Here is a 19883-nt window from a genome sequence, read left to right on the forward strand (position 1 = left end):
CAGTATGAATCTGATATTATTTTGTATGTTTTTGACCTTTTCTGTAGGTCTCTTTCTGCTGCTTGCAGGACTATTACGCCTGCCGACCTTAAAGACCAGCAGGGTAATGATGGATACAGGCAAGGAAGGAAAACAGTTATCCAAGACCTTGGATGCCTTTTATATGGATGGAGCCGTGAAGATTGCCAGATACATCCGTATCAATGATTACAAGAAAAACCGAATGGCAAGTGTGCTTCGTGCATCTGGGCTTGGCATGACACCGGAAGTATATACCGCATACGCATACTTAAAAGCCGGAAGTGTCTTTTTGCTGATTATTCCGGCACTTTATGTGTTTCCGCTGGCAGTTCTATTTGTAATCCTCTTAGGCATTATGATTTATTACAAGGAAATCCAGAAGGCAGATGAAATGCTGAAAGAAAAAAGGGAGCAGATAGAGGAAGAGTTATACCGCTTTGTATCTACTATCACGCAGGAACTGAAAAACAGCAGGGATGTGCTTTCCATGCTGGAACATTATAAGGAGAATGCCGGGGCAGTCTTCCGGAAGGAACTGGATATTGTGTGTGCAGACATGCGATCCAGCAGCTACGAGGCAGCTCTAACCCGCTTTGAAGCAAGACTCAATTCCCCACAGTTATCGGATGTGGTCAGAGGTCTTATTGGTGTATTAAGGGGAGATGACGGAGCCGTGTACTTCCAGATGTTAACCCATGACTTTAAGCAGACGGAGCTTCAGAGACTGAAAGCGAAGGCAGCCAAGATACCACCCAAGATTAGAGTGTATTCCTTTGCCATGCTGATGTGTTTTCTGGCAACTTACTTCGCTATTATCATCTATGAGATTATCAAGTCAATGGGTACGCTATTTTAGGGAGGTCAGTGTGAAAAGTTATTCTAAGCCTGCAAAGAACGCAGTCTAAGAATAACTATGTTTCACACAGAAGAATGGCACAGCCATTCTTCTGCCTAAGAGAAAGGAATGCTATGAAGAAAATAAGAAAGATACTGCATGATAAAAGGGGAGAGGGGTATATCGATGTGGCAGTGATGGTGCTATGTGTTATGCTGGTGATTGCCCTTGGTGTAAGGTTGTTTCCCATCTTTATCACCAAAATGCAGGTAGACAATTTTGCAGACGAACTGGTAAGAGAGGCAGAAATCAATGGAAGGGTAGGAAGTGAGACTTCGAACAGACAAAGGGTCTTGGAAGAAAGAACCGGACTCCACCCTACTGTGCAGTGGTCAAGTACCGGAAATCTGCAATTAAATGAAGAGGTAACGGTAACCGTTACAGTGCAGAAGGATTTAGGGCTGTTTGGAAACTTTGGCTCGTTCCCGATAACCATCCGTGCGAGAGCCTCCGGAAAGAGTGAGGTGTATTGGAAATGAGGAAGTTAAGGAAAAAGATTGTCACCCTGTTAAAAGACCGGAAAGGAAATATGATGCCGTTAGTGGTGGCAGTGACCATCTGCATGCTGATTATTATCCTTGGAGTTGCAGAATACATGCGCCTTGTGATTACCGCTGCAGGTATTAAGGATGCAATGGAGTCTGCTGTAATATCCACAGTCAATGACAACTATAACGAGGTTTACCACAGTGTAAGGGAAGGATATGCCGCAGGCTATGAGCCTGATGGGGAAACTTTCTCAGCCTCAGTGGACTATGGGGATATTTACAGCAGGATGTGTTTTTTACTCGGTCTGGAAGAGGACGGGGATGGATATGTAAGAGTCAATAACGGAGGAGAAAGGGAGTACCGTTTGAGCAATCTTTCGGTATCCATCCCCAATACTGCTCTTGGTGCAGGAGGCGGCTCCTATTATGCAGATGCCTCTATTCGGCTGGAGGTGCCGGTAAGATTTGCCGGAAAAATCATCACAAATATGACAATTAATCTAAAGGTTCGGGCAGCCTATACAGAAAAATTTTAGTAAGATGTTACAGATATCATGCAACCTATTACATTTTGATAGACTTATGCAAAGTTGTGTGGTAGGTTGTGGGTTGAGAAACAGAAAAATGAAAAATTACATACAGGAGGGATTGCTATGAAAGATAGTACAAAGAAACGACTTATCATCGCAGGACTTGCAGCAGTGTGCGTATTATTGATTTTCGGTATCAGCAGGGTGCTTTATAAGGAGCCGGTGCAGGAGTTACCTGAAGAAAGCAAGACTACGGAAGAGATGGAACTTGTGGTAGATACGGAAAAGACAGAGCCGGTGCAGAAAGAAACGGAAAGCACAGAGGAAACAAAAGAGTTAGTTATCGAAACAGAAACGGAGAATGGCATGGAGAGCGGAAAGCAGGAAATCCAGCAGACGCCTGAAAAAACGGAAGATGAAAAGCCGGAGGAACCGCCTGCCTTAACAGAGGATGCGGATACCACAAAGCCGGATACACCACCAGAGTATGAGGAGCCGGAAGAGACGAAAACGCCTGCGGATGATACTCCAAAAACCGGAGATACCAAGGATGGAATGGTATATGTGGAAGGATTCGGATGGTTACCTGATGAGGGTGCCGGTTCGGGAACGAATGCGGATGATATGTATGAGAACGGAAATAAGGTAGGTATCATGGATTAAGGATACCAAGAAAGAGGCACAGTGAAAAAACGCTGTGCTTTTTTCATGCAGTGAGCCATCTGTAACAGCAGGTGGTTCATTGCATTGAAGGGAGGCAACATGAAACGATTTAAACTTTGGGTTCTTACTTTTTTGTTAATCGTATCCACACTGGCGCCCATGACGGTGCATGCTGAAGGAGAGGGAAACATCGACAACGGTGGTGGAGGATTAGGAGAAGGTACGGATACAAACTTTTGGAACACAGGAGATGAAGGAGTGCGTGTCACAGTGGTAAGCGCCAGTGATGGAAGTGCAGTGACCGCATCCATTGATTTGACAAATAGAAGTCCAAGTGATATCAAGGTACATTTTGGAAAAGTATGTAAGTCTGATTACAGAGGTGGAGCAGGGCTTTCTGCAAAGGTAGGAGGGTATGATTATTATGTTCCTGCACAGTCCCTGCCTAAGATTATTACCACATCATCAGGCAGTGCCAGTCTTGCCGCTATCAAAAGTTATTTTACGGATGAGCAGGTTATTCGAAGCATAGCAGGATATGTGGGGATGGATTATGACACGTTGATAGGTGGGGACTATAAGTTGTTATTAGAACCTATTGCGTATGTGACGTTTGAAGGAGTACGGACTGCATTCACCGCTACAGAAGCAGCAATGTATAACCAGGTCAGAGGCGGTATGTTAAGGAAAAAGCTGACGTCCCTGACACATAAGAACCTGCCCCTTGCCATGTTCCTTGAAACTGCGGATTTGGGATATCCGGCTTGGGGTGGTGCCAAGAATCAGAAGGTGTCTGATGATGAAATCATAGGCTCGTTAGGACTTGGTATTGTAAGGTTTGATGAGGTGATAACACCGGAAGTGATTGCAGCGGATTATGAGTACCGGGTAGACACAGATGTGGTAACAGCCGTCACCATAAGTGGGGGACAAAGCGATCCCGACCATCCGGTAAGCGTGACTTTCCGCATCCTCGGAAGGAACTATACCGTAAATAATGTGTATTATCCGGAGGACGGACAGCAGGTTGTGTGGGTGAAGTGGCATACGCCATCCACGGAACAGCACATCACCATAAATGTGAGTGTAAGCGGAGGAGGCAGTGCAAGTAAAGGAACCATTACTGCCAATATCGTAGACCTTGATAAGAATCCACCGCCCAATCCGGTAGCCGATGACAGAAATGATTCCTACAATGCAGACAATGCCATTATTCCTGCAAATCCACAAAAGACAAGCGCATCATGGAGTGTATGGAGGCCTTGGTGGAAAGAAAAATGGGTATGGCATAGTGATTGGGAGTGGAAGACTGGCTCTCATTCTGAAGATTGCCCGGAGGACTGTGAAAGCAGTCATGGATATTGGGAAGATGAGGGAGAGTATGTGGATGAAGGCTGGTGGGAGTTTGATTTGGACAGATATTCGGCATCCCTATCGGCAACAATGGATCTTACTACGGATGCAAAATCCCCTACTGCGACAGCTACCACTATCAAGAGTGGATACGGTGTGAACATCAGTGTAAATGCCAGTGCATCCACTAGCCAGTCTGCATCAACCACACCACCGCAGACAGCGGTCAGTTATTTCCCGGAGTTTTATTATAAGACCTATTGGAGATTACTGGAGAAGACAAGTGGCGGATATCATGCTGGGTTTGAATTTCGGAATAACCATTATTCCACCTATAACCGCAGGACACATTTTACCCCCATTTGGATGCCGGATGGTACCTATACGGTCTACACCTATTTATTGGACTGCTGGACACCGGATGGAATGCTGAGTGTGAATCTGACAGACTCCGTGCAGATATCGGGTGATTTGTGGGATGACTGGCATATCGCACCACAAAGGGCAAGGTAATAGTGTGAAAAATCCATATATGGAAGATTTTTCACACGCGAATTTGTGCCGATGGCCCAAAGTTCGCAGGTTATAGAAAGGACATAGATATTGAGTGGCATATGAAAGAATTGACAGACCAAAAGGTCTGCTTTATCACTACACAAAAAGGGAGAACATAGAGCTAATCTTACAGGACGGTAGGATAAGGAAATTTCGAGATACGGAATGCTGGTTCTGCGCTTCCTTGGAGGATACCTTAAGGCTGATGGAATTAACGGTCATGGAGGAAGGAAAACTGTACTATGATACAAACGGATTGCCGAGGAGATATCCAAAGTTTATGCCAGAGGAATATGTGGTGCTGGAGCTGTCCCCAAGATATCAGAATGGAAATTGGGTGATATGGAATCAGGAATTCCCTGCTGGGGTGCCGGAGGAGATACTGAGGCTTGGGGAGGAATTCAGTCACTTAAAGGTAGGCTTCAGGGGAGATTTAAGGTTCTATGAGAACCCCAATATATATGAGGTGGCGGAACTGCTACAGGAGCAGACACAAACACCTCAGATAACAATGTAACTAAAAACAAGTGGAAAAGGACTGCTTACGGGCAGTCTTTTTCTGTACCGAAAGGAGAAAGGAAGAGAAATGAAGAAAAAGAAATGGTTAGTGATGGTAATGCTGGTTCTTGTGCTTTCCTGCATGTTTGGAACCACTGTATGTGCAGCCGGTACCGGGGATGTGGCCGGAGCCATTGAGGGAACATGGAAAGATGCGTCCGGACAGATTAAGACGGTGGTAAACAAGGTTGTATTCCCTGCAATTGATTTGATCCTTGCAGTATTCTTTTTTGCAAAGTTAGGAACAGCATATTTTGATTACCGAAAGCACGGACAGTTTGAATGGGCAGCTCCGGCAATTCTGTTTGCCTGTCTGGTCTTTACCCTGACCGCACCTGCCTATATCTGGAAGATTCTTGGTATGTAAATATTTTATTTGACATGGTTATTCCTTGCGGTAAAATATAGAAAAGGAAGGTGATAAGTATGGGTGCTAGTTGGGAAGTTGATGAAGAAAGATTGATTTCTTCAGAAAAATGCGCTTGTGGTCAAGGGGTTAAAGAATATTATGAAATAAAGGAATCGCATACAAAGGTTTTAAGAGAAAGGACAAGAAATGAAACCATAATTAAGTGTTCAAATCCAGATTGTCCTTCGAAAAGACCACCTACACAAGCGGAGAGAATGGAAAACGAAAGAAAACTGAAGGAATGGATTGATAGTTTGCAACTATAATTTCGCTAAAAGATGTGCTGAGAGATTGGCATGTCTTTTTTATTTCTTAAATTTTTTACAGCAAGGGGAAATAGAGTTTTGGAGGTGTATATGATTTTTTTTGAATCGGAACTAAAAAAGATTATGGGAAACAGTGACATTCTGAAAGAACAGAAGTATGTAGGGCGTATGTGCTATGGAACCCTTGGAGGGGATTTGAGAGCCAGAATAGAGTTTGTAACTCTTGGAGTAAGTGACCATTATGCAGGCTTAAAAGCATCCATTATCAACAGAAGAGAAGGAGTGGTAGACAGCGTCCTGCTTCGGTTTACAGATATCTGGGGTAAACCCAAGGTAAGCAATCCCAATTTTAAGGATGGAGTAAATCCTCATATCTGGACGGATAATGGAAAAAGTGAGTGGTATGTGTTCCATCCGGGAGCGGCAGACTACCAGAAGGTTGCAGACACTGTGGAAAACTATCTGTCCATATTTCAGGATATGTCAATGACACAGGAGAGTCAGAATTGCACCATGCAGATGGGTACATAGGGAGCAGTAAACAGGAAGGAGGCAAGCTATGTTTATATTTGATTTTGTGGCCGAGACTATCCTGGACCAGATACTTGACTGGATATATGGGAAAATCATAGGTTTTTTAAATGATTTCTTTGTGATGATGAACAACATGGGAGTGGAACTGTTTGCATTACCTTGGGTAGAAGCAGTTACCACTTTTTTTAGTTACTTTGGATGGGCACTGTTTGGTGTCGGACTTGTGGTAGGAGCCTTTGAGTGTGCCATTGAGTATCAGGGAGGCAGAGGAAGCATAAAAGACACTGCCATGAATTATATCAAAGGTTTTATGGCGGTAAGTCTGTTCACGGTAGTGCCGGTCAACCTGTACTCGCTGTGTGTATCCCTGCAAGGAATGTTCGGTTCGGCGATTACGGGCATTACCAATGCAGAAAGCATTGGACTGACAGCACAGCAGGTGTTAATGTCTGCATCTTTTCCGGGAATCGGAAATCCTATATTGATGATTTTTTGTGCAGTCATGATGGGGTATGCAGTAATCAAAGTGTTCTTTGCCAACTTAAAAAGAGGCGGAATCCTCTTGATCCAGATAGCGGTTGGAAGCCTTTATATGTTCTCTGTTCCCAGAGGATACATAGACGGATTTATCCAGTGGTGCAAGCAGGTTATTGGTATCTGTATCACTGCGTTTTTGCAGTCCACTATCCTCACCGCAGGACTTATGGTATTTAAAGACCATTCATTGTTAGGATTAGGACTCATGTTATCCAGCACAGAAGTGCCTCGTATTGCAGGACAGTTCGGATTGGATACCAGCACCAAGACCAATATCATGAGCAGTGTGTATGCAGCCCAGACCGCCATCAATATGACCAGAACGGTCGTGAAGGCAGTGGCAGCATAAGGTGGTGCTATGATAGAGTTGAAATTAGGAAGTCTGTTTGATGGGATAGGCGGATTTCCGCTGGCAGCTACCATGAATGATATCCGTCCCGTGTGGGCAAGCGAGATAAAACCCTTTCCGATGGCGGTGACAGCATACCGCTTTCCGCAGATGAAGCATATGGGGGATATTACGAAACTGCATGGGGCAAATCTGCCGGTGGTAGATGTGATAGCAGGAGGCTCCCCCTGTCAGGATTTATCCGTGGCGGGCAAGAGAGAGGGGCTTGCAGGGGAGAGGTCCGGCTTATTCATGGAACAGGTGCGGATTGTAAAAGAAATGAGAAAACAGGACAGAAGGAGGATGAGAAACCATAGAAGACGGACAGATGAGTTTATTCGACCTCGGTATATGCTTTGGGAAAATGTGCCGGGAGCCTTCTCCAGTGGAGAAACACACGGAGCCGACTTCCACACAGTCCTCGAAGAGGTCTGCCGCATCAAAGAGGCAGACATATCTATACCTGGATCGCCGGGAGGGGCATGGACTCCTGCCGGGCTTATTATGGGAGAAGGATTCTCTGTTGCTTGGAGAGTATTGGATGCTCAATTTTGGGGTGTGCCCCAGAGAAGAAATCGCATCTTCCTTGTCGCAGATTTTGGAGGACACAGTGCCGGTGAAATACTATTTGAGTCCGACAGCGTGTGGAGGAATTATCAGAAGAAGCGAGAAGAGAGGAAAGGTGTTGCCTGCTATTTTAAAACAGGCACTGCTGATGCAGGCAGGGCAAGTCCCAGAAAAGACTATGTAATCTGCCTGTTAGATCAGGGCGGAGAGCGGATGGATGTGCATGAAAACAAAAGCGGAACCCTGCTTGCACATGGACGTTCCAATCCGCCTCTTGCCGTAAACAAAGAGCCATTCTGCATTGCCGGGAACATTGTAAACCGGAAGGAGAAGAATGGCGGAAACGGATGTGGGTACCAGCAAGGCATCAGTTATACCCTGACCACAGAAGACAGGCATTGTGTGTACAATCCGGATAATATGCCAAAGCCTTATCAAGAGGTCAGCGGAAGTCTGTGTGCCGGGGATGAGAAGATGGTCAGCAATCAATATGTGGACCAGAGCAAGTGCATTGTGGATACCAGCAGCTTGGTACGCAGACTAATACCATTAGAGTGCGAAAGGCTGATGGGATTTCCCGATTACTGGACAGACATACCGGGAGCAAGTGACAGTGCAAGATACAGAGCATTGGGAAACAGTGTGGCGGTGCCATGTGTGGATTTTATTCTATGCGGCATCGCCTATTTTTTGTGCGAGCAATGAGCCGGGCGAACATGCTTGCATGTTCATTCGGCGAATGCCGCGACAATCCTGAGAAGACTTTCTCAGGATATATTAAAAATGGGAGAGGAGGAAGAGGATGTATATCTATCCCGATAACTTGAAAGCAAAGGCAACCATGTGGATGTGGAAACTAAAAGACCTTGCCATTATAGGTATTATTGTTCTGTTCTCTGTGTTTGCGTTTGCATACGCAGGGCTGTGGTTTCCGCTGGTGATTGCCGGAGCCTATGCGTTTTTAACCATACAGGTGGAGGATACCAGCATTAGGGATTTTATCCGCTATGCCTGTGCGTACTTTTTAATGGACCAGCAGCATTATGAATGGAGGTATACACCGGATGAGTAAGAAGAATATGGAGTCCACCAGAGAACTGATGGGAACCAAGGAAGTGACGGATTACAGCGTCAGAACATACAGAAATGATGAGCTGGTTTATTTCTTAATCCAGCCGAGCAACATCTCCGTACTTTCAGAAGAGAGTCTGTCTGCCAGAATTTATGGGCTGATGACGGTGCTTAAGGGCATTACAGAGATTGAGATGATGTGCTTAAATTCCAGAGAGAATTTTGAGGACAACAAGAGATATCTGAAGAATCGTATGGAGGAGGAAACCAACCCTGTGGTGCGAAAGCTTCTGGAAAAGGATGCAAATTACTTAGACCGCATGCAGGTGCAGATGGCTACTGCAAGAGAGTTTCTGTTAATTATCCGTCTCTGTAATCAGAAGGAAAATGAGATTTTCTCCTACTTAAACCGTATTGAGAAAATGCTTGTGGAGCAGGGGTTCAAATCCAAGAGAGCCGAGGAAGAGGATATCAGAAGAATCCTTGCAGTGTACTTTGAGCAGAATGTAACAACCGAAAAGTTCGAAGAATTTGACGGAGAAAGGTGGATTATTTTAAATGAATAAGAACAGAAAGAAAAACACGGTAACGGAATCGGCTGCCGAGGCAAAGCTGAAAGGTTTTTTAGATATGATTGCCCCATCCGTTATCCAGTTTAATACGGACCACTATATCTGTGGAAACACATACCGTAGTGTCTGGGCGCTAAGAGAATATCCTACTGCAACGGATGAACAGGCGATTTTAAGACACCTTGGAGAAAAGGATGGCGTTACCTTAAGGATTTATACCAGACAGGTCACACCGGCAGAGGAGAAAAAGATTATCAGCAATGCTGCCAATAAGAACCGTATGAAACAGGGGAATACGGAAAACTTGCAGGAAACGGTTACTGCAGCAAGTAACTTACAGGATGTGACAACCATTATTGCCACCATGCACAGGAACAGGGAGCCGCTGCTCCATACGGCTGTGTTTATCGAATTGTCTGCCCCGGACATGGACAAATTAAAGCTGTTGCAGACAGAGGTGTTGACAGAATTAATCCGCTCCAAGTTGAATGTGGACAAGCTCCTGCTTCGCCAGAAGCAGGGATTTATGTGTGTCCATCCGGTAGGCAGAAATGAGTTCCGTGAGCAGTTTGAACGTGCGCTCCCTGCATCCAGCGTGGCCAATCTGTTCCCCTTCAACTATTCCGGCAAAACGGATAAGAATGGATTCTATATCGGCAGGGATAAGTTTGGAAGTAATGTGATTGTGGACTTTAATCAGAGAGCCGATGATAAGACCAATGCCAATATCCTGATTCTCGGAAACTCCGGACAGGGTAAATCCTATCTGTTAAAGCTGATATTAACCATCTTAAGGGAGTCCGGCATGAAGGTTATCTGCCTTGATCCGGAGCATGAATACATTGACCTGACAAACAATCTGGGTGGATGCTTTGTGGATCTTATGAGTGGCGAGTTTATTATTAATGTGCTGGAGCCTAAGACTTGGGATGAGAACGGAAGCCCTGAAGATACGGAGGCACCAATCGCCTTCCGCTGTTCTTCCAAACTTAGCCAGCACATCTCTTTCTTAAAGGATTTCTTCCGTACCTATAAGAATTTCACGGACAGCCAGATTGATACCATTGAAATCATGTTAGGAAAGCTGTATGAGAAGTGGAACATCCGGGATGATACGGACTTTAGTAAACTGAAACCTACCGATTACCCTATCCTTTCAGACCTTTATGATTTGATGGAGGAGGAATATAAGCACTACGATGCCAAAAAGAAACAACTTTATACCGCAGAGCTTTTGCAGGAAATCTGTTTAGGACTTCACTCCATGTGTAAAGGAGCGGAGTCCAAATTTTTTAACGGACATACCAATATCACGAACAGCAGTTTTTTAACTTTCGGTGTAAAAGGCTTGTTACAGGCCAGCAGAAATGTGAAGGATGCAATGTTGTTTAACATTCTTTCCTACATGTCCAATGAACTGTTAACAAACGGTCATACTGCCGCCAGCATCGATGAGTTCTATCTGTTCTTAACCAACCTTACTGCGGTGGAATACATCCGTAACTTTATGAAACGCGTGCGTAAGAAGGACAGTGCGGTCATCCTTGCCAGCCAGAATCTGGAGGACTTCAACATTGACGGTATCCGTGAATATACAAAACCGCTGTTCTCCATCCCGACACATGCCTTTTTATTCAATGCCGGTAACATCGATGCCAAGTTTTATATCGATACCTTGCAGCTTGAGAAGAGTGAGTATAATCTCATCCGCTATCCCCAGCGAGGTGTGTGCCTTTATAAGTGTGGCAATGAACGATACAATCTGATGGTACACGCACCGGAGTATAAGGAGAAGCTGTTCGGTAGTGCAGGCGGAAGATAACTGGAGGTTAGCCTATGGATATGCGGGAGCAGAAATTCGGGATTGAAATCGAACTGACCGGTCTGACCAGACAGAAAGCAGCGGAGGTTATCTCCAAATACTTGGGTAACAGCTACCAATATGATGGTGGTTATTATGAGGAATACAGTGTCTATGACAATCAGGGGAGGAAGTGGAAGGTCATGTATGATTCCAGTATTGTGGCAAAGAAAAAGGACGGAACCCATGCCTGGGATGAGTACAAGGTAGAGTTTGTATCCCCTATCTGTGAATATGCAGACATCCCAACCATTCAGGAGATTGTAAGGCAGCTTCGTCATGCAGGAGCCATTGCAGGGGAAAAGTGTGGCATTCATGTTCATGTGAATGCCGCACCCCATAATGCGAAGACACTCAGGAATATTACCAACATCATGTATAGCAAAGAGGATTTAATCTACAAGGCATTGCAGGTGGATGTAAACCGTGAACACCGTTACTGCAAGAAAGTGGAAGAGGATTTTTTGCAGAGTCTGAACCGGAAAAAGCCAAAAACATTGGCGGAGGTCAGCAACATCTGGTACAAGGGAAATGATGGCCGCCACAGGCATTATCATGACAGCAGATACCACTGCCTGAACCTGCACAGTGTGTTCCAGAAGGGAACCATTGAGTTTCGTCTGTTTAATTCCACTACCCATGCAGGGAAAGTAAAAACCTACATACAGTTTTGCCTTGCCATTTCCGGGCAGGCATTAAACCAGACCTGCGCCGCCACCAGAAAGACCACCAGCACCAATGAGAAGTATACCTTCCGCACATGGCTCTTACGGCTTGGCATGATTGGGGATGAGTTTAAGACAGCCAGAAAGTTCCTGCTTGAAAATCTTGAGGGCGGTATTGCATGGAAGGACCCGGCACAGGCAGAGAAACAAAAGGAGAGGCTGAAGGCGAAAAAGGAAAAGGAGGAATCCTTAAGGGCATCGGAGGAGGCGGTGCAGGAAGAACCAATAGAAGAGGCAGAGGAGTGTCAGGAGCACGGCATGAATCTGTCATTATAGGACAAGGAGGTAAGGAAAAGTGGAAAGAAGAAAGAAGTACATTGCCTATGGTTCCAATTTAAATCTCGGACAGATGGCAAGAAGATGTCCCACAGCAAAGGTAATCGGCAAAGGGGAAATCAAGGATCATGAGCTGTTGTTTCGCGGACACAGTATGTCTGCGGTAGCCACAGTGGAGCCGAAAGCAGGCTCCAGCGTACCGGTGTTAATCTGGGAGATTGGACCGGAGGATGAAAGGAATCTGGATATGTATGAAGGATATCCCAGACTTTATGGCAAGGTGGACTTGGAGGTACAGACGGAAGAAGGATGTGAAACCATTATGGCTTATACAATGAACGAAGGACATGAGATTGGAAAGCCATCCTCATATTATCTGGACACCATCACAGCAGGATATCTGGACGCAGGTTTTGATGTAAACCGACTGCTTGAAAGCGTGACTCACTGTAAGGAAGTGATGGAGAAACGACTTGAGAATGAAAGAATGGAGGAACCGATATGGAACCAACAACTGCTGCAATGATAGCCAAGGCCGCTATTGCGGTTGGTACCAATAAAAAGGTCTGGACAGGGATAGCATCTGTGATTGTGGGGATATGCATTCCCTTTATTCTTGCCATAGTGTGTATCCTAAACCTTGCATCCGCAGCGGCAGACCATAACAGGGCGGCAGTGCGTCTGGCATTTCATGGAGGAATTGCTCCTTTAAGCATGCCTGCCGATTATAAAGGATATATCTACAAGATGCAGCAAAGCTTCGGATATCTGGATGCCGCTATGGACGAGATAGATGCAGTAGCGGAGGGGGATGTTCAGGACAGGTATCTGGTCGAGGCGGTGTTTTACTCTCTGTATTTCGGCGAGGACTGGCTCTGGCTTACGGAATCGGACTACCAGAGATTTGCAGAATCCTTTGTGAATTTTGAAGAGCGTACCCGGACGGTTACCAATGAGGACGGTACCCAGACTATGGAAACCTATCAGGCATCCATAGCCATTACAGACAAGGTGGAACTGTTTGAGAGGATAAAAGACCACTACGGAGTGTCAGCAACCTATGAACAGCAGTCCAATGCAATGAATGTGTGGCATATCGCAAAATACAACACCACAGCACCGCAGGAGGGAGATGGCTTTGATGGATGGTCCGGCTGGAACGGAGACGGTGACATTACCTATTATGACCTGCCTGTAAGTGAGGTAGGAGAAAAGGTGGTGGAACTTGCCATGTCTCGGCTGGGGCATCCTTACTCACAGACCTACAGAGGAAAAGACAATTATGTGGATTGCAGTTACATGACACTGTGGTGTTACAGGCAGGTGGGGATTATTCTGCCGGGGACTGCTGCAGAGCAGGGAAGATATCTGGTGGAGCATAACCTGACCATTGCAAAAGAGGATTTACAGCCGGGGGACCTTGTATTCTGGAGTTATAAACCCAATGGGCGGTTCATGAACATTACCCATGTGGGCATCTATGCCGGGGATGGAAAGGTAGTGGATGCATCTTATTCCAAGGGAAAAGTAGTATATCGAAATTTGTTTGACGAAGACAAGCAGGTGCTTTATGGCAGACCACAGTAGTTTTTTGATGCCACAGGCATCTGTTTTGCGCTTCAAAAGGAGGAAGTGTGAGAGCAGTATTTTTTAGAAAAGAGCCGGAGATAGAGGCAAATGAATTCTGTGTGGAAAAGGTCATTGTGCTTCCGGCTAATGAGTATGAATCCTTTACCAAGCATCTGATGCATGACTATGACTTTATCAGGGAAAATGTGGATTTGATGTGTGAAAAGGATGGTGTGTGGCACTGTCTTTTAATAACCGGAGAGGGCATGGAAGATGGTGTGCTGGTGGAGAGCGAAGGCTCATCCTATGCCAGATACGCTGCATTTGTACCATCGGTAAAGGAAATCATGGAGCAGTATCAGGAAGTGCAGGAAACACAGACTGCCGGAATGAATATGACAATGTAGGAGGAGCAAGAAATGGCAGAGAAAGAAATCAAGATTGGATTTTCCGAGGCAAAGATGGAGGCCTTGGAGTTTTTCTTAAGGGAGAATGATAGTACCGTAGAAAAAGCATTAAAAGAACACTTGGACAAAATCTATGAGAAAAATGTTCCCCAGCAGGTGCGAAAATTTGTGGAAAGCAAGCTGGCACCGGAGCAGGAAACTGTGCAGGAAGAAGGGACAGAGACTCAGAGACAGACAAGAGGACAGGGCAGACGCACCAGCAGACAGAATGCTGCAAGGGAAACTGTTCCGGAGCAGACGGATTCCGGCGTTCGGACAGCGGATGAGGGAGAAGTACAGGAAACCGGTCAGGAACAGGAAAGCGGTATGGTTATGGGTATGTAAATAACAGGAGGGTAAACGATTATGAACTATGAAAGTTTTAAACAATATGTGGCAGACCATATAAGAGATTTTCTGCCACAGGATTACAACGTACATGAAATCAATATCATGGAGCAGAGAAAGAACAACAATGTAATTTGGGATGCACTTTCCATTAAAGGAGACAGGAACATTGTTCCTGCAATTTATCTTGAGCCATACTATCAGGCCCATACAGAAGGTGTTAGCATGGATGCTATTTTACAGAAAATAGCAGATATGTATATGGAAAGTATGGAACAGGTGGGTGACTTTTCGGCTGCTGAATTTCAGTATGAGAAGATAAAGAATGGGATTTTTGTTGTAGTACAGAATGTGGAAATGAACCGTGAGTTATTGGAAAATGTTCCCCATGAAATCAGAGATGACTTGGCACTTCTTTACAGGGTTAATGTAGAACTTTCCAATGGAGAAAAGGGAAGTGTTTTAATACATAATGCCCATTTGGAGTCATGGGGAATCGATGAAAATACATTAAAGGAAGTGGCTTGGAACAATATGCACGACCACTATCCACCTGAGTTTTCTACCATGAGTAATGTGTTACGTTCTGTTGGCTATGATGAAATGTCGGAGGCAACGGAACTTTTGGAAATGTATGTTCTGAGCAATAAGGATAAACAATATGGTGCAGCTTATATGTTTGATACGGAAGTCATGAGCAGGATAGCAGAAGGGGTTGGTGGAGATATTGTGGTTATTCCATCATCTATCCACGAAAGTATTTTGTTAAAAAAACAGAAAGATACAGACTTTGATATGCTGCGTGAAATGGTAAAAGAGGTGAATCGTACCCAACTGCATCCGACTGAGATTTTATCAGATGAAGTATATCAGTACAGCCGTGATACGCAAGTCTTATCCCGTGTAGTGGCGGTATCTCAAGAGGAAATTCCTATGCCGGATAGGGTTAGCGTGGAAGAAATGCATTCATATGGGTATCAGTGGGATGGCATGCTTCCGCTTACCAAGGAGAGGGCATTAGAACTACTGGATACCGAGATGGAACTCCATAAATTGTATAAAGACGGAACTGAAGCTGTGCTGGATAGTAGGGAAGAAATCCTTGCTCATGAAGGATTGTTTGGTGTGGAAAAAGATGTGTGGCTTAATTATTTGGAAAGCCAGAGTCAATCTGTGGTACAGGATATGACACAGCAGATGTAGATACAACAAAGCGTTTTATTAACTGTGTTTCCAAGAGGAAAATACAACAAAGTTTTAAAAATGGAGGTAGAAGAACATGAAACAGGCAGTAGTAACAATCAAGTATGAAGAAGAGAAACTCAATGCCATCAAGCAGTATATGGGCAAGAAGGATGCCGACTTCGAGTCCGAGATGACAGAGGTGCTTGGAAAGATGTATGAGAAATATGTTCCCCAGGCCGTAAGGGAATACATAGACAGCAGGGGTGATGTGCCTGCAGCTATTAAGAAAAGCAACAAAAATACTGCAAAAAACGCTGGCATGACTACCGGGGTATATTCTCAGAATGAGTAAGCGCAGATAGTGAAGTAGGGGAAATTACCCCCTGTGAGCGTTCGTGAGCCGATTTGTGCCTTCGTTTGGCAAAAGTAGATAAAGTGAACGACATGCACCCATTCTGCCCTGTTTGAGCCAATTTGAGGAAATGTAATCGGAATAGCCGGAAATGGCAGAGTAAAGAAACGAAATCCGGGGTAAATGAGGGCTGTAAAACTAGGGTCGAAAATAGTGCAGGTTAAAGGGGTTATGCCGCTGATACGCGGCCTAACCCGTGAAACACCCACCGGCAGAGCCGTTGGGGGATTTGTGGTATGGCATAACTTTTTTGAAGATTTGGAAGAAGTTATGCCTGTTTTTATTGTTTTTAAGGATTGAAAGGCATTGAGGGAACTTAAGTTTATGCCTTTCGCAATAATGCTTGTAGGCAGAAGAAAAATGGAAAGGAAATGAGTAGTCCCGTGGGGTAAGGTGCGCACCACTACCGGTATGGGACTATGAAAGTTTTAGAATTATTTGCAGGAACACGGAGTATCGGGAAAGCCTTTGAAAGCAGAGGGCATGAAGTATTCAGTGTGGAGTGGTCTAAGGACTTTGAGAACATTGATTTGTATGAAGACATCAGTAAGGTAACCGCAGAAGATATCTTAAGGCTTTTTGGAAAGCCGGATGTCATCTGGGCGAGTCCGGACTGTTCCACATTCAGTATTGCTGCAATCAGTCATCACAGAAGAAAAAATCCTGAAACCGGAAGTTTGGAACCGGTCAGTGCATATGCAAAATTTTGTGACATGGTAGATCAGCATGTGCTGAAACTTATTGAAGAGTTACAGCCAAAGTATTATTTTATTGAAAATACCAGAGGTGGTATGCGGAAGATGGAATGGATGAAAGGTCTGTCAAGATGCACTGTGACATATTGTCAGTACGGTGACAACCGGATGAAGCCGACTGACATCTGGACGAATCATCCCGATCCGAAGTTCTTGCCGATGTGTCATAACGGAGATTCGTGTCACGTGGCAGCTCCAAGAGGAAGCAAGACTGGGACGCAGGGATTAAAAGGAGCCAGAGAAAGAAGTGTGATACCGCAGAAATTGTGTGATCACATCGTAGATATCTGCGAGGAGTAGTAGAGAAGGAGGATGAGAGTGGCAAGCGAAGGAAAAGTAAGGAAGGGATTTTATATTGAGGAAGACTTGCTGGAGCAGATAGATGGATTACTGGAGCAGACAGATGTGAAATCAAGAAATGAATTTTTAAATCAGGCATTGAAATTTTATATCGGCTATTTGACATCAGAGAAAATCGAAAACTATATGCTTTCCACTATCTCCTCAGTGATGCATTCCACAGTGAAGGATAGCGAGAACCGGATGGCCCGTGCAATGTATAAGCTGGCGGTGGAAACCTCAAAGCTGTCCCATGTGATTGCATATAGTCATGGAGTGGATGAAGAGGCACTAAGGAAGTTGCAGGCAAAGTGTACGGATGAAGTAAAAAGAATTAATGGTGCGGTAACTTTTGAGGATGCGTATAAATATCAGCATGATTGATGCAAGGGAAAGAATTCAATGACATATTTTCCCTTGAATGATATAATGGGGAAAAGATTTATAGTTAACGACTTTGAGATTTACGGTCTTATTGTAGCAGAATTAGAGAGGTTTTAAGTGTCAAGGATTGACTAATGCAGATATCAATAAGAGTGGTATTAAAATTCAACTAGAGGTTGAGAATATTAAATAACGAAAAAGGGCTGATGAGAAATGATAAAATATCCTATTTATGTGACATTAGATACTAATATTTTGGATGCAGCAAATTTTGATTTTGATGAAAAGAGTACGCTTCAACTTTTGGTAAACTATGTAAAAAAAGGAAAAGTGAAAGTTGTATTAAGTAATATTGTAGTTAAGGAAGCGGAAAAACATATTGCTCAAAGAGGTGCTACTGTATGCTCACTGATGCGAAAACTAAGGGCAGATGCTTTGAAGACAGCGACTGATTATCAAATGAAACAACTGGGATTAGGGCATATTCTGGATTTAAGTATTGATAAGGCTGAAATAAGACAGAAGAGTATAGATTTGCTACATAAGTATATAGAGATTTGGATGCGGAGATTCTTGATACTTGTAAAATAGATTTGGATGCAATAATAGACGATTATTTTGAAATTCGAGCTCCATTTCAAACTGGTGAGAAAAAGAGAAAAGAGTTTCCAGATGCATTTATAGCAAATCAAATCAGAGAGAGATTTGGACATGAAGAAATGGTTGCGATAATAAGTGATGATAACGGGTTTAAAGAAGCCTGTCAGCAATGGGATAATCATCTGTTCTTTTCTTCTTTAGGAGCTTTATATGGTGAAATGAATAAACAGGAAAAATTTTATGCGGCTACAAAAGATTTTGTGATAGCCCAAAAATCTGGTATTGAATCACAACTAGCTCGATACATACAAAATGATGTGGAGATAAATGTAATTGGGCTATCACATGACAGAAAAGGGGTAACAGAGGGTTATGATTATACAGAAACCTACTTGAACGGTTTGTCAGATGTAACTATTGGAATTCATTCTGTTGATGAAATTGATGACAATAAATCCATTGTAACTTTAATATGCCAAGGCTCATTCACTATGGATTGTTTTTACGAGGACTATGATAATGCTCCATGGGATTCAGAAGAAAAAAAGTATGTTTATGTGGAAACTATTGGAATTAGAGAAGAGCATAAGGCGAAATTTGCTTGTAGAATTGAAATTAACAGAGCTGAAAATACTTTTGAGATATTACCATTTAAAATAATTTTAGGTGGAGATTCAAGAAAAGAGAGATATGAGATAGAAGGTGATTCGAAATATGATTATGAGCAAGAGATAGAGGATATGGATCGTGAATCGGTTGGACTGAATCCATTGGGTGATTATGAAACATACCTTGAAGAAGATCTTGTTGAATCAAAAATGTTAGAGGATATTATCGAGCGCTTTAGTTGCATTAATGAATTGCATAAGGAATATGAAGAAATATCAAGTATATATGATTCGCTACTGGAATTGTTCTCGGATAGAGAAAATATAGAAAGTGTAATTCGTATTATTTCTTCAAAATTGGAAGAAATCACAGATTTTCCAGGAGTAATTGATGAAGATGGTATTTCTGAAGAAGAAATATCTGAGATGAAGAAATGGGTAGATTTCAAATATGAAGATGCGTCAAGAAAAATGGATATAGCAAATCTTCCAGATAGTATAGGATATGGAGATGATATTGAGATATTAGGGATTGATGACCAAAAATTATTTTTGAAAATCGATGAAATTAATATTAATCCAAGTGCAGGTGATAAAGAATGGATTGATATTAGTTTATCTGATGAAAAAGAAATAATAGCATGCGGAACTGTGGAACTCACAGTGGGTTATATGGAGTATGATGAGGATGGTGGTGTAGCAGATAGCTTGGAAGATGAAATCGACTATAGTTACCGTTCAATAATTGAGCAGTTGGATGATTTCATATTAGAGCAGAATGAATACATGGAAACCGAAAAAGCAATTATTGAAATTATTGAAGAAGTAATTGAGTAATAATACAGACAAGGTAGAGGAGATTATGCAATTAATGAAAGTATAAGAACGTGAATCTTCAGGTTGCACCTGTTTTACAATTAAACAAGAAGACCATTGCAGAAGTGTAGTGGTCTTTTTTCATGAGGAGA

General features: G+C 43.5%; 23 protein-coding genes and 1 pseudogene. All 24 read left to right on the forward strand.

What is annotated here, in order from left to right:
* Positions 1-4: 4 nt before the first annotated feature.
* The 24 genes and pseudogenes from DXA36_RS08185 to DXA36_RS08305 all read left to right on the forward strand — a co-directional run bounded on the left by DXA36_RS08185 (position 5) and on the right by DXA36_RS08305 (position 19752).
* Positions 5-877, forward strand: coding sequence for a secretion protein F (locus DXA36_RS08185; RefSeq protein ID WP_069431811.1), 873 nt, complete (start codon positions 5-7; stop codon positions 875-877).
* 113 nt (positions 878-990) lie between these two features.
* On the forward strand, positions 991-1395 hold the full coding sequence (locus DXA36_RS08190) for a DUF4320 family protein (RefSeq protein WP_087758498.1): 405 nt from the start codon (positions 991-993) through the stop codon (positions 1393-1395).
* Positions 1392-1940 carry a hypothetical protein gene (locus DXA36_RS08195; RefSeq protein WP_069157756.1) on the forward strand — a complete coding sequence of 183 codons (549 nt, stop codon included), beginning with the start codon at positions 1392-1394 and terminating at the stop codon, positions 1938-1940. Before DXA36_RS08190 ends, DXA36_RS08195 begins: the two co-directional genes overlap by 4 nt.
* A gap of 117 nt (positions 1941-2057) precedes the next feature.
* Positions 2058-2597: a DUF6550 family protein gene (locus tag DXA36_RS08200; protein ID WP_069431810.1), complete on the forward strand. Its 540-nt coding sequence runs from the start codon at positions 2058-2060 to the stop codon at positions 2595-2597.
* A 99-nt stretch (positions 2598-2696) separates the two neighbouring features.
* A complete protein-coding gene (locus DXA36_RS08205; RefSeq protein WP_069157754.1) occupies positions 2697-4463 on the forward strand; it encodes a hypothetical protein in 1767 nt (588 codons plus the stop codon).
* A gap of 94 nt (positions 4464-4557) precedes the next feature.
* Positions 4558-5022 carry a hypothetical protein gene (locus tag DXA36_RS08210; RefSeq protein ID WP_069431809.1) on the forward strand — a complete coding sequence of 155 codons (465 nt, stop codon included), beginning with the start codon at positions 4558-4560 and terminating at the stop codon, positions 5020-5022.
* Between the two features lie 69 nt (positions 5023-5091).
* Positions 5092-5430 carry a DUF3852 domain-containing protein gene (locus DXA36_RS08215; protein ID WP_069431808.1) on the forward strand — a complete coding sequence of 113 codons (339 nt, stop codon included), beginning with the start codon at positions 5092-5094 and terminating at the stop codon, positions 5428-5430.
* A gap of 59 nt (positions 5431-5489) precedes the next feature.
* Positions 5490-5738, forward strand: coding sequence for a hypothetical protein (locus tag DXA36_RS08220; protein ID WP_069431807.1), 249 nt, complete (start codon positions 5490-5492; stop codon positions 5736-5738).
* A 90-nt stretch (positions 5739-5828) separates the two neighbouring features.
* On the forward strand, positions 5829-6269 hold the full coding sequence (locus DXA36_RS08225) for a hypothetical protein (protein ID WP_069431806.1): 441 nt from the start codon (positions 5829-5831) through the stop codon (positions 6267-6269).
* A 28-nt stretch (positions 6270-6297) separates the two neighbouring features.
* Positions 6298-7158: a conjugal transfer protein TrbL family protein gene (locus tag DXA36_RS08230; protein ID WP_069431805.1), complete on the forward strand. Its 861-nt coding sequence runs from the start codon at positions 6298-6300 to the stop codon at positions 7156-7158.
* A 9-nt stretch (positions 7159-7167) separates the two neighbouring features.
* Positions 7168-8469: a DNA cytosine methyltransferase gene (locus DXA36_RS08235; RefSeq protein ID WP_171905559.1), complete on the forward strand. Its 1302-nt coding sequence runs from the start codon at positions 7168-7170 to the stop codon at positions 8467-8469.
* A 97-nt stretch (positions 8470-8566) separates the two neighbouring features.
* A complete protein-coding gene (locus tag DXA36_RS08240; RefSeq protein WP_069431804.1) occupies positions 8567-8836 on the forward strand; it encodes a hypothetical protein in 270 nt (89 codons plus the stop codon).
* Entirely contained in the window at positions 8829-9401 is a 573-nt protein-coding gene (locus DXA36_RS08245; protein ID WP_069431803.1) for a hypothetical protein, read from the forward strand. The genes DXA36_RS08240 and DXA36_RS08245 overlap by 8 nt, the downstream gene beginning before the upstream one ends.
* Positions 9394-11229: a VirB4 family type IV secretion system protein gene (locus tag DXA36_RS08250; protein ID WP_069431802.1), complete on the forward strand. Its 1836-nt coding sequence runs from the start codon at positions 9394-9396 to the stop codon at positions 11227-11229. The genes DXA36_RS08245 and DXA36_RS08250 overlap by 8 nt, the downstream gene beginning before the upstream one ends.
* Before the next feature lie 14 nt (positions 11230-11243).
* A complete protein-coding gene (locus DXA36_RS08255) occupies positions 11244-12269 on the forward strand; it encodes an amidoligase family protein (protein WP_069157743.1) in 1026 nt (341 codons plus the stop codon).
* 73 nt (positions 12270-12342) lie between these two features.
* Positions 12343-12795, forward strand: a complete 453-nt coding sequence (locus DXA36_RS08260; RefSeq protein WP_069157959.1) for a gamma-glutamylcyclotransferase family protein — start codon at positions 12343-12345, stop codon at positions 12793-12795.
* Positions 12771-13856: a C40 family peptidase gene (locus DXA36_RS08265; RefSeq protein WP_069157742.1), complete on the forward strand. Its 1086-nt coding sequence runs from the start codon at positions 12771-12773 to the stop codon at positions 13854-13856. Before DXA36_RS08260 ends, DXA36_RS08265 begins: the two co-directional genes overlap by 25 nt.
* 47 nt (positions 13857-13903) lie before the next feature.
* A complete protein-coding gene (locus DXA36_RS08270) occupies positions 13904-14245 on the forward strand; it encodes a DUF6329 domain-containing protein (RefSeq protein WP_069157741.1) in 342 nt (113 codons plus the stop codon).
* A 12-nt stretch (positions 14246-14257) separates the two neighbouring features.
* Entirely contained in the window at positions 14258-14629 is a 372-nt protein-coding gene (locus tag DXA36_RS08275) for a DUF6103 family protein (protein WP_069431801.1), read from the forward strand.
* 21 nt (positions 14630-14650) lie between these two features.
* Positions 14651-15835: a DUF5688 family protein gene (locus tag DXA36_RS08280; RefSeq protein WP_069431800.1), complete on the forward strand. Its 1185-nt coding sequence runs from the start codon at positions 14651-14653 to the stop codon at positions 15833-15835.
* 76 nt (positions 15836-15911) lie between these two features.
* The gene (locus tag DXA36_RS08285; protein ID WP_069431799.1) at positions 15912-16169 is read left to right on the forward strand and encodes a DUF6103 family protein; all 258 of its coding nucleotides are present in this window, start codon (positions 15912-15914) and stop codon (positions 16167-16169) included.
* Between the two features lie 479 nt (positions 16170-16648).
* Positions 16649-17284 carry a DNA cytosine methyltransferase gene (locus DXA36_RS08290; RefSeq protein ID WP_069431798.1) on the forward strand — a complete coding sequence of 212 codons (636 nt, stop codon included), beginning with the start codon at positions 16649-16651 and terminating at the stop codon, positions 17282-17284.
* Between the two features lie 12 nt (positions 17285-17296).
* Positions 17297-17707, forward strand: a complete 411-nt coding sequence (locus DXA36_RS08295) for a ribbon-helix-helix domain-containing protein (RefSeq protein WP_081338317.1) — start codon at positions 17297-17299, stop codon at positions 17705-17707.
* 213 nt (positions 17708-17920) lie between these two features.
* Positions 17921-19752 (forward strand): annotated as a pseudogene (locus DXA36_RS08305) (PIN domain-containing protein).
* Positions 19753-19883: the final 131 nt, after the last annotated feature.

The organism is Eisenbergiella sp. OF01-20, from assembly GCF_003478085.1.
In the GTDB taxonomy this organism is placed as follows: Bacteria; Bacillota; Clostridia; order Lachnospirales; family Lachnospiraceae; genus Eisenbergiella.

Excerpts from the sequence above, each read along its gene's own strand:
- DXA36_RS08185 (WP_069431811.1), top strand. The coding sequence starts at position 5 with ATGAATCTGATATTATTTTGTATGTTTTTGACCTTTTCTGTAGGTCTC.
- DXA36_RS08190 (WP_087758498.1), top strand. The coding sequence starts at position 991 with ATGAAGAAAATAAGAAAGATACTGCATGATAAAAGGGGAGAGGGGTAT.
- DXA36_RS08195 (WP_069157756.1), top strand. The coding sequence starts at position 1,392 with ATGAGGAAGTTAAGGAAAAAGATTGTCACCCTGTTAAAAGACCGGAAA.
- DXA36_RS08200 (WP_069431810.1), top strand. The coding sequence starts at position 2,058 with ATGAAAGATAGTACAAAGAAACGACTTATCATCGCAGGACTTGCAGCA.
- DXA36_RS08205 (WP_069157754.1), top strand. The coding sequence starts at position 2,697 with ATGAAACGATTTAAACTTTGGGTTCTTACTTTTTTGTTAATCGTATCC.
- DXA36_RS08215 (WP_069431808.1), top strand. The coding sequence starts at position 5,092 with ATGAAGAAAAAGAAATGGTTAGTGATGGTAATGCTGGTTCTTGTGCTT.
- DXA36_RS08220 (WP_069431807.1), top strand. The coding sequence starts at position 5,490 with ATGGGTGCTAGTTGGGAAGTTGATGAAGAAAGATTGATTTCTTCAGAA.
- DXA36_RS08225 (WP_069431806.1), top strand. The coding sequence starts at position 5,829 with ATGATTTTTTTTGAATCGGAACTAAAAAAGATTATGGGAAACAGTGAC.
- DXA36_RS08230 (WP_069431805.1), top strand. The coding sequence starts at position 6,298 with ATGTTTATATTTGATTTTGTGGCCGAGACTATCCTGGACCAGATACTT.
- DXA36_RS08235 (WP_171905559.1), top strand. The coding sequence starts at position 7,168 with ATGATAGAGTTGAAATTAGGAAGTCTGTTTGATGGGATAGGCGGATTT.
- DXA36_RS08240 (WP_069431804.1), top strand. The coding sequence starts at position 8,567 with ATGTATATCTATCCCGATAACTTGAAAGCAAAGGCAACCATGTGGATG.
- DXA36_RS08245 (WP_069431803.1), top strand. The coding sequence starts at position 8,829 with ATGAGTAAGAAGAATATGGAGTCCACCAGAGAACTGATGGGAACCAAG.
- DXA36_RS08250 (WP_069431802.1), top strand. The coding sequence starts at position 9,394 with ATGAATAAGAACAGAAAGAAAAACACGGTAACGGAATCGGCTGCCGAG.
- DXA36_RS08255 (WP_069157743.1), top strand. The coding sequence starts at position 11,244 with ATGGATATGCGGGAGCAGAAATTCGGGATTGAAATCGAACTGACCGGT.
- DXA36_RS08260 (WP_069157959.1), top strand. The coding sequence starts at position 12,343 with ATGGCAAGAAGATGTCCCACAGCAAAGGTAATCGGCAAAGGGGAAATC.
- DXA36_RS08265 (WP_069157742.1), top strand. The coding sequence starts at position 12,771 with ATGGAACCAACAACTGCTGCAATGATAGCCAAGGCCGCTATTGCGGTT.
- DXA36_RS08275 (WP_069431801.1), top strand. The coding sequence starts at position 14,258 with ATGGCAGAGAAAGAAATCAAGATTGGATTTTCCGAGGCAAAGATGGAG.
- DXA36_RS08280 (WP_069431800.1), top strand. The coding sequence starts at position 14,651 with ATGAACTATGAAAGTTTTAAACAATATGTGGCAGACCATATAAGAGAT.
- DXA36_RS08285 (WP_069431799.1), top strand. The coding sequence starts at position 15,912 with ATGAAACAGGCAGTAGTAACAATCAAGTATGAAGAAGAGAAACTCAAT.
- DXA36_RS08290 (WP_069431798.1), top strand. The coding sequence starts at position 16,649 with ATGAAAGTTTTAGAATTATTTGCAGGAACACGGAGTATCGGGAAAGCC.
- DXA36_RS08295 (WP_081338317.1), top strand. The coding sequence starts at position 17,297 with ATGAGAGTGGCAAGCGAAGGAAAAGTAAGGAAGGGATTTTATATTGAG.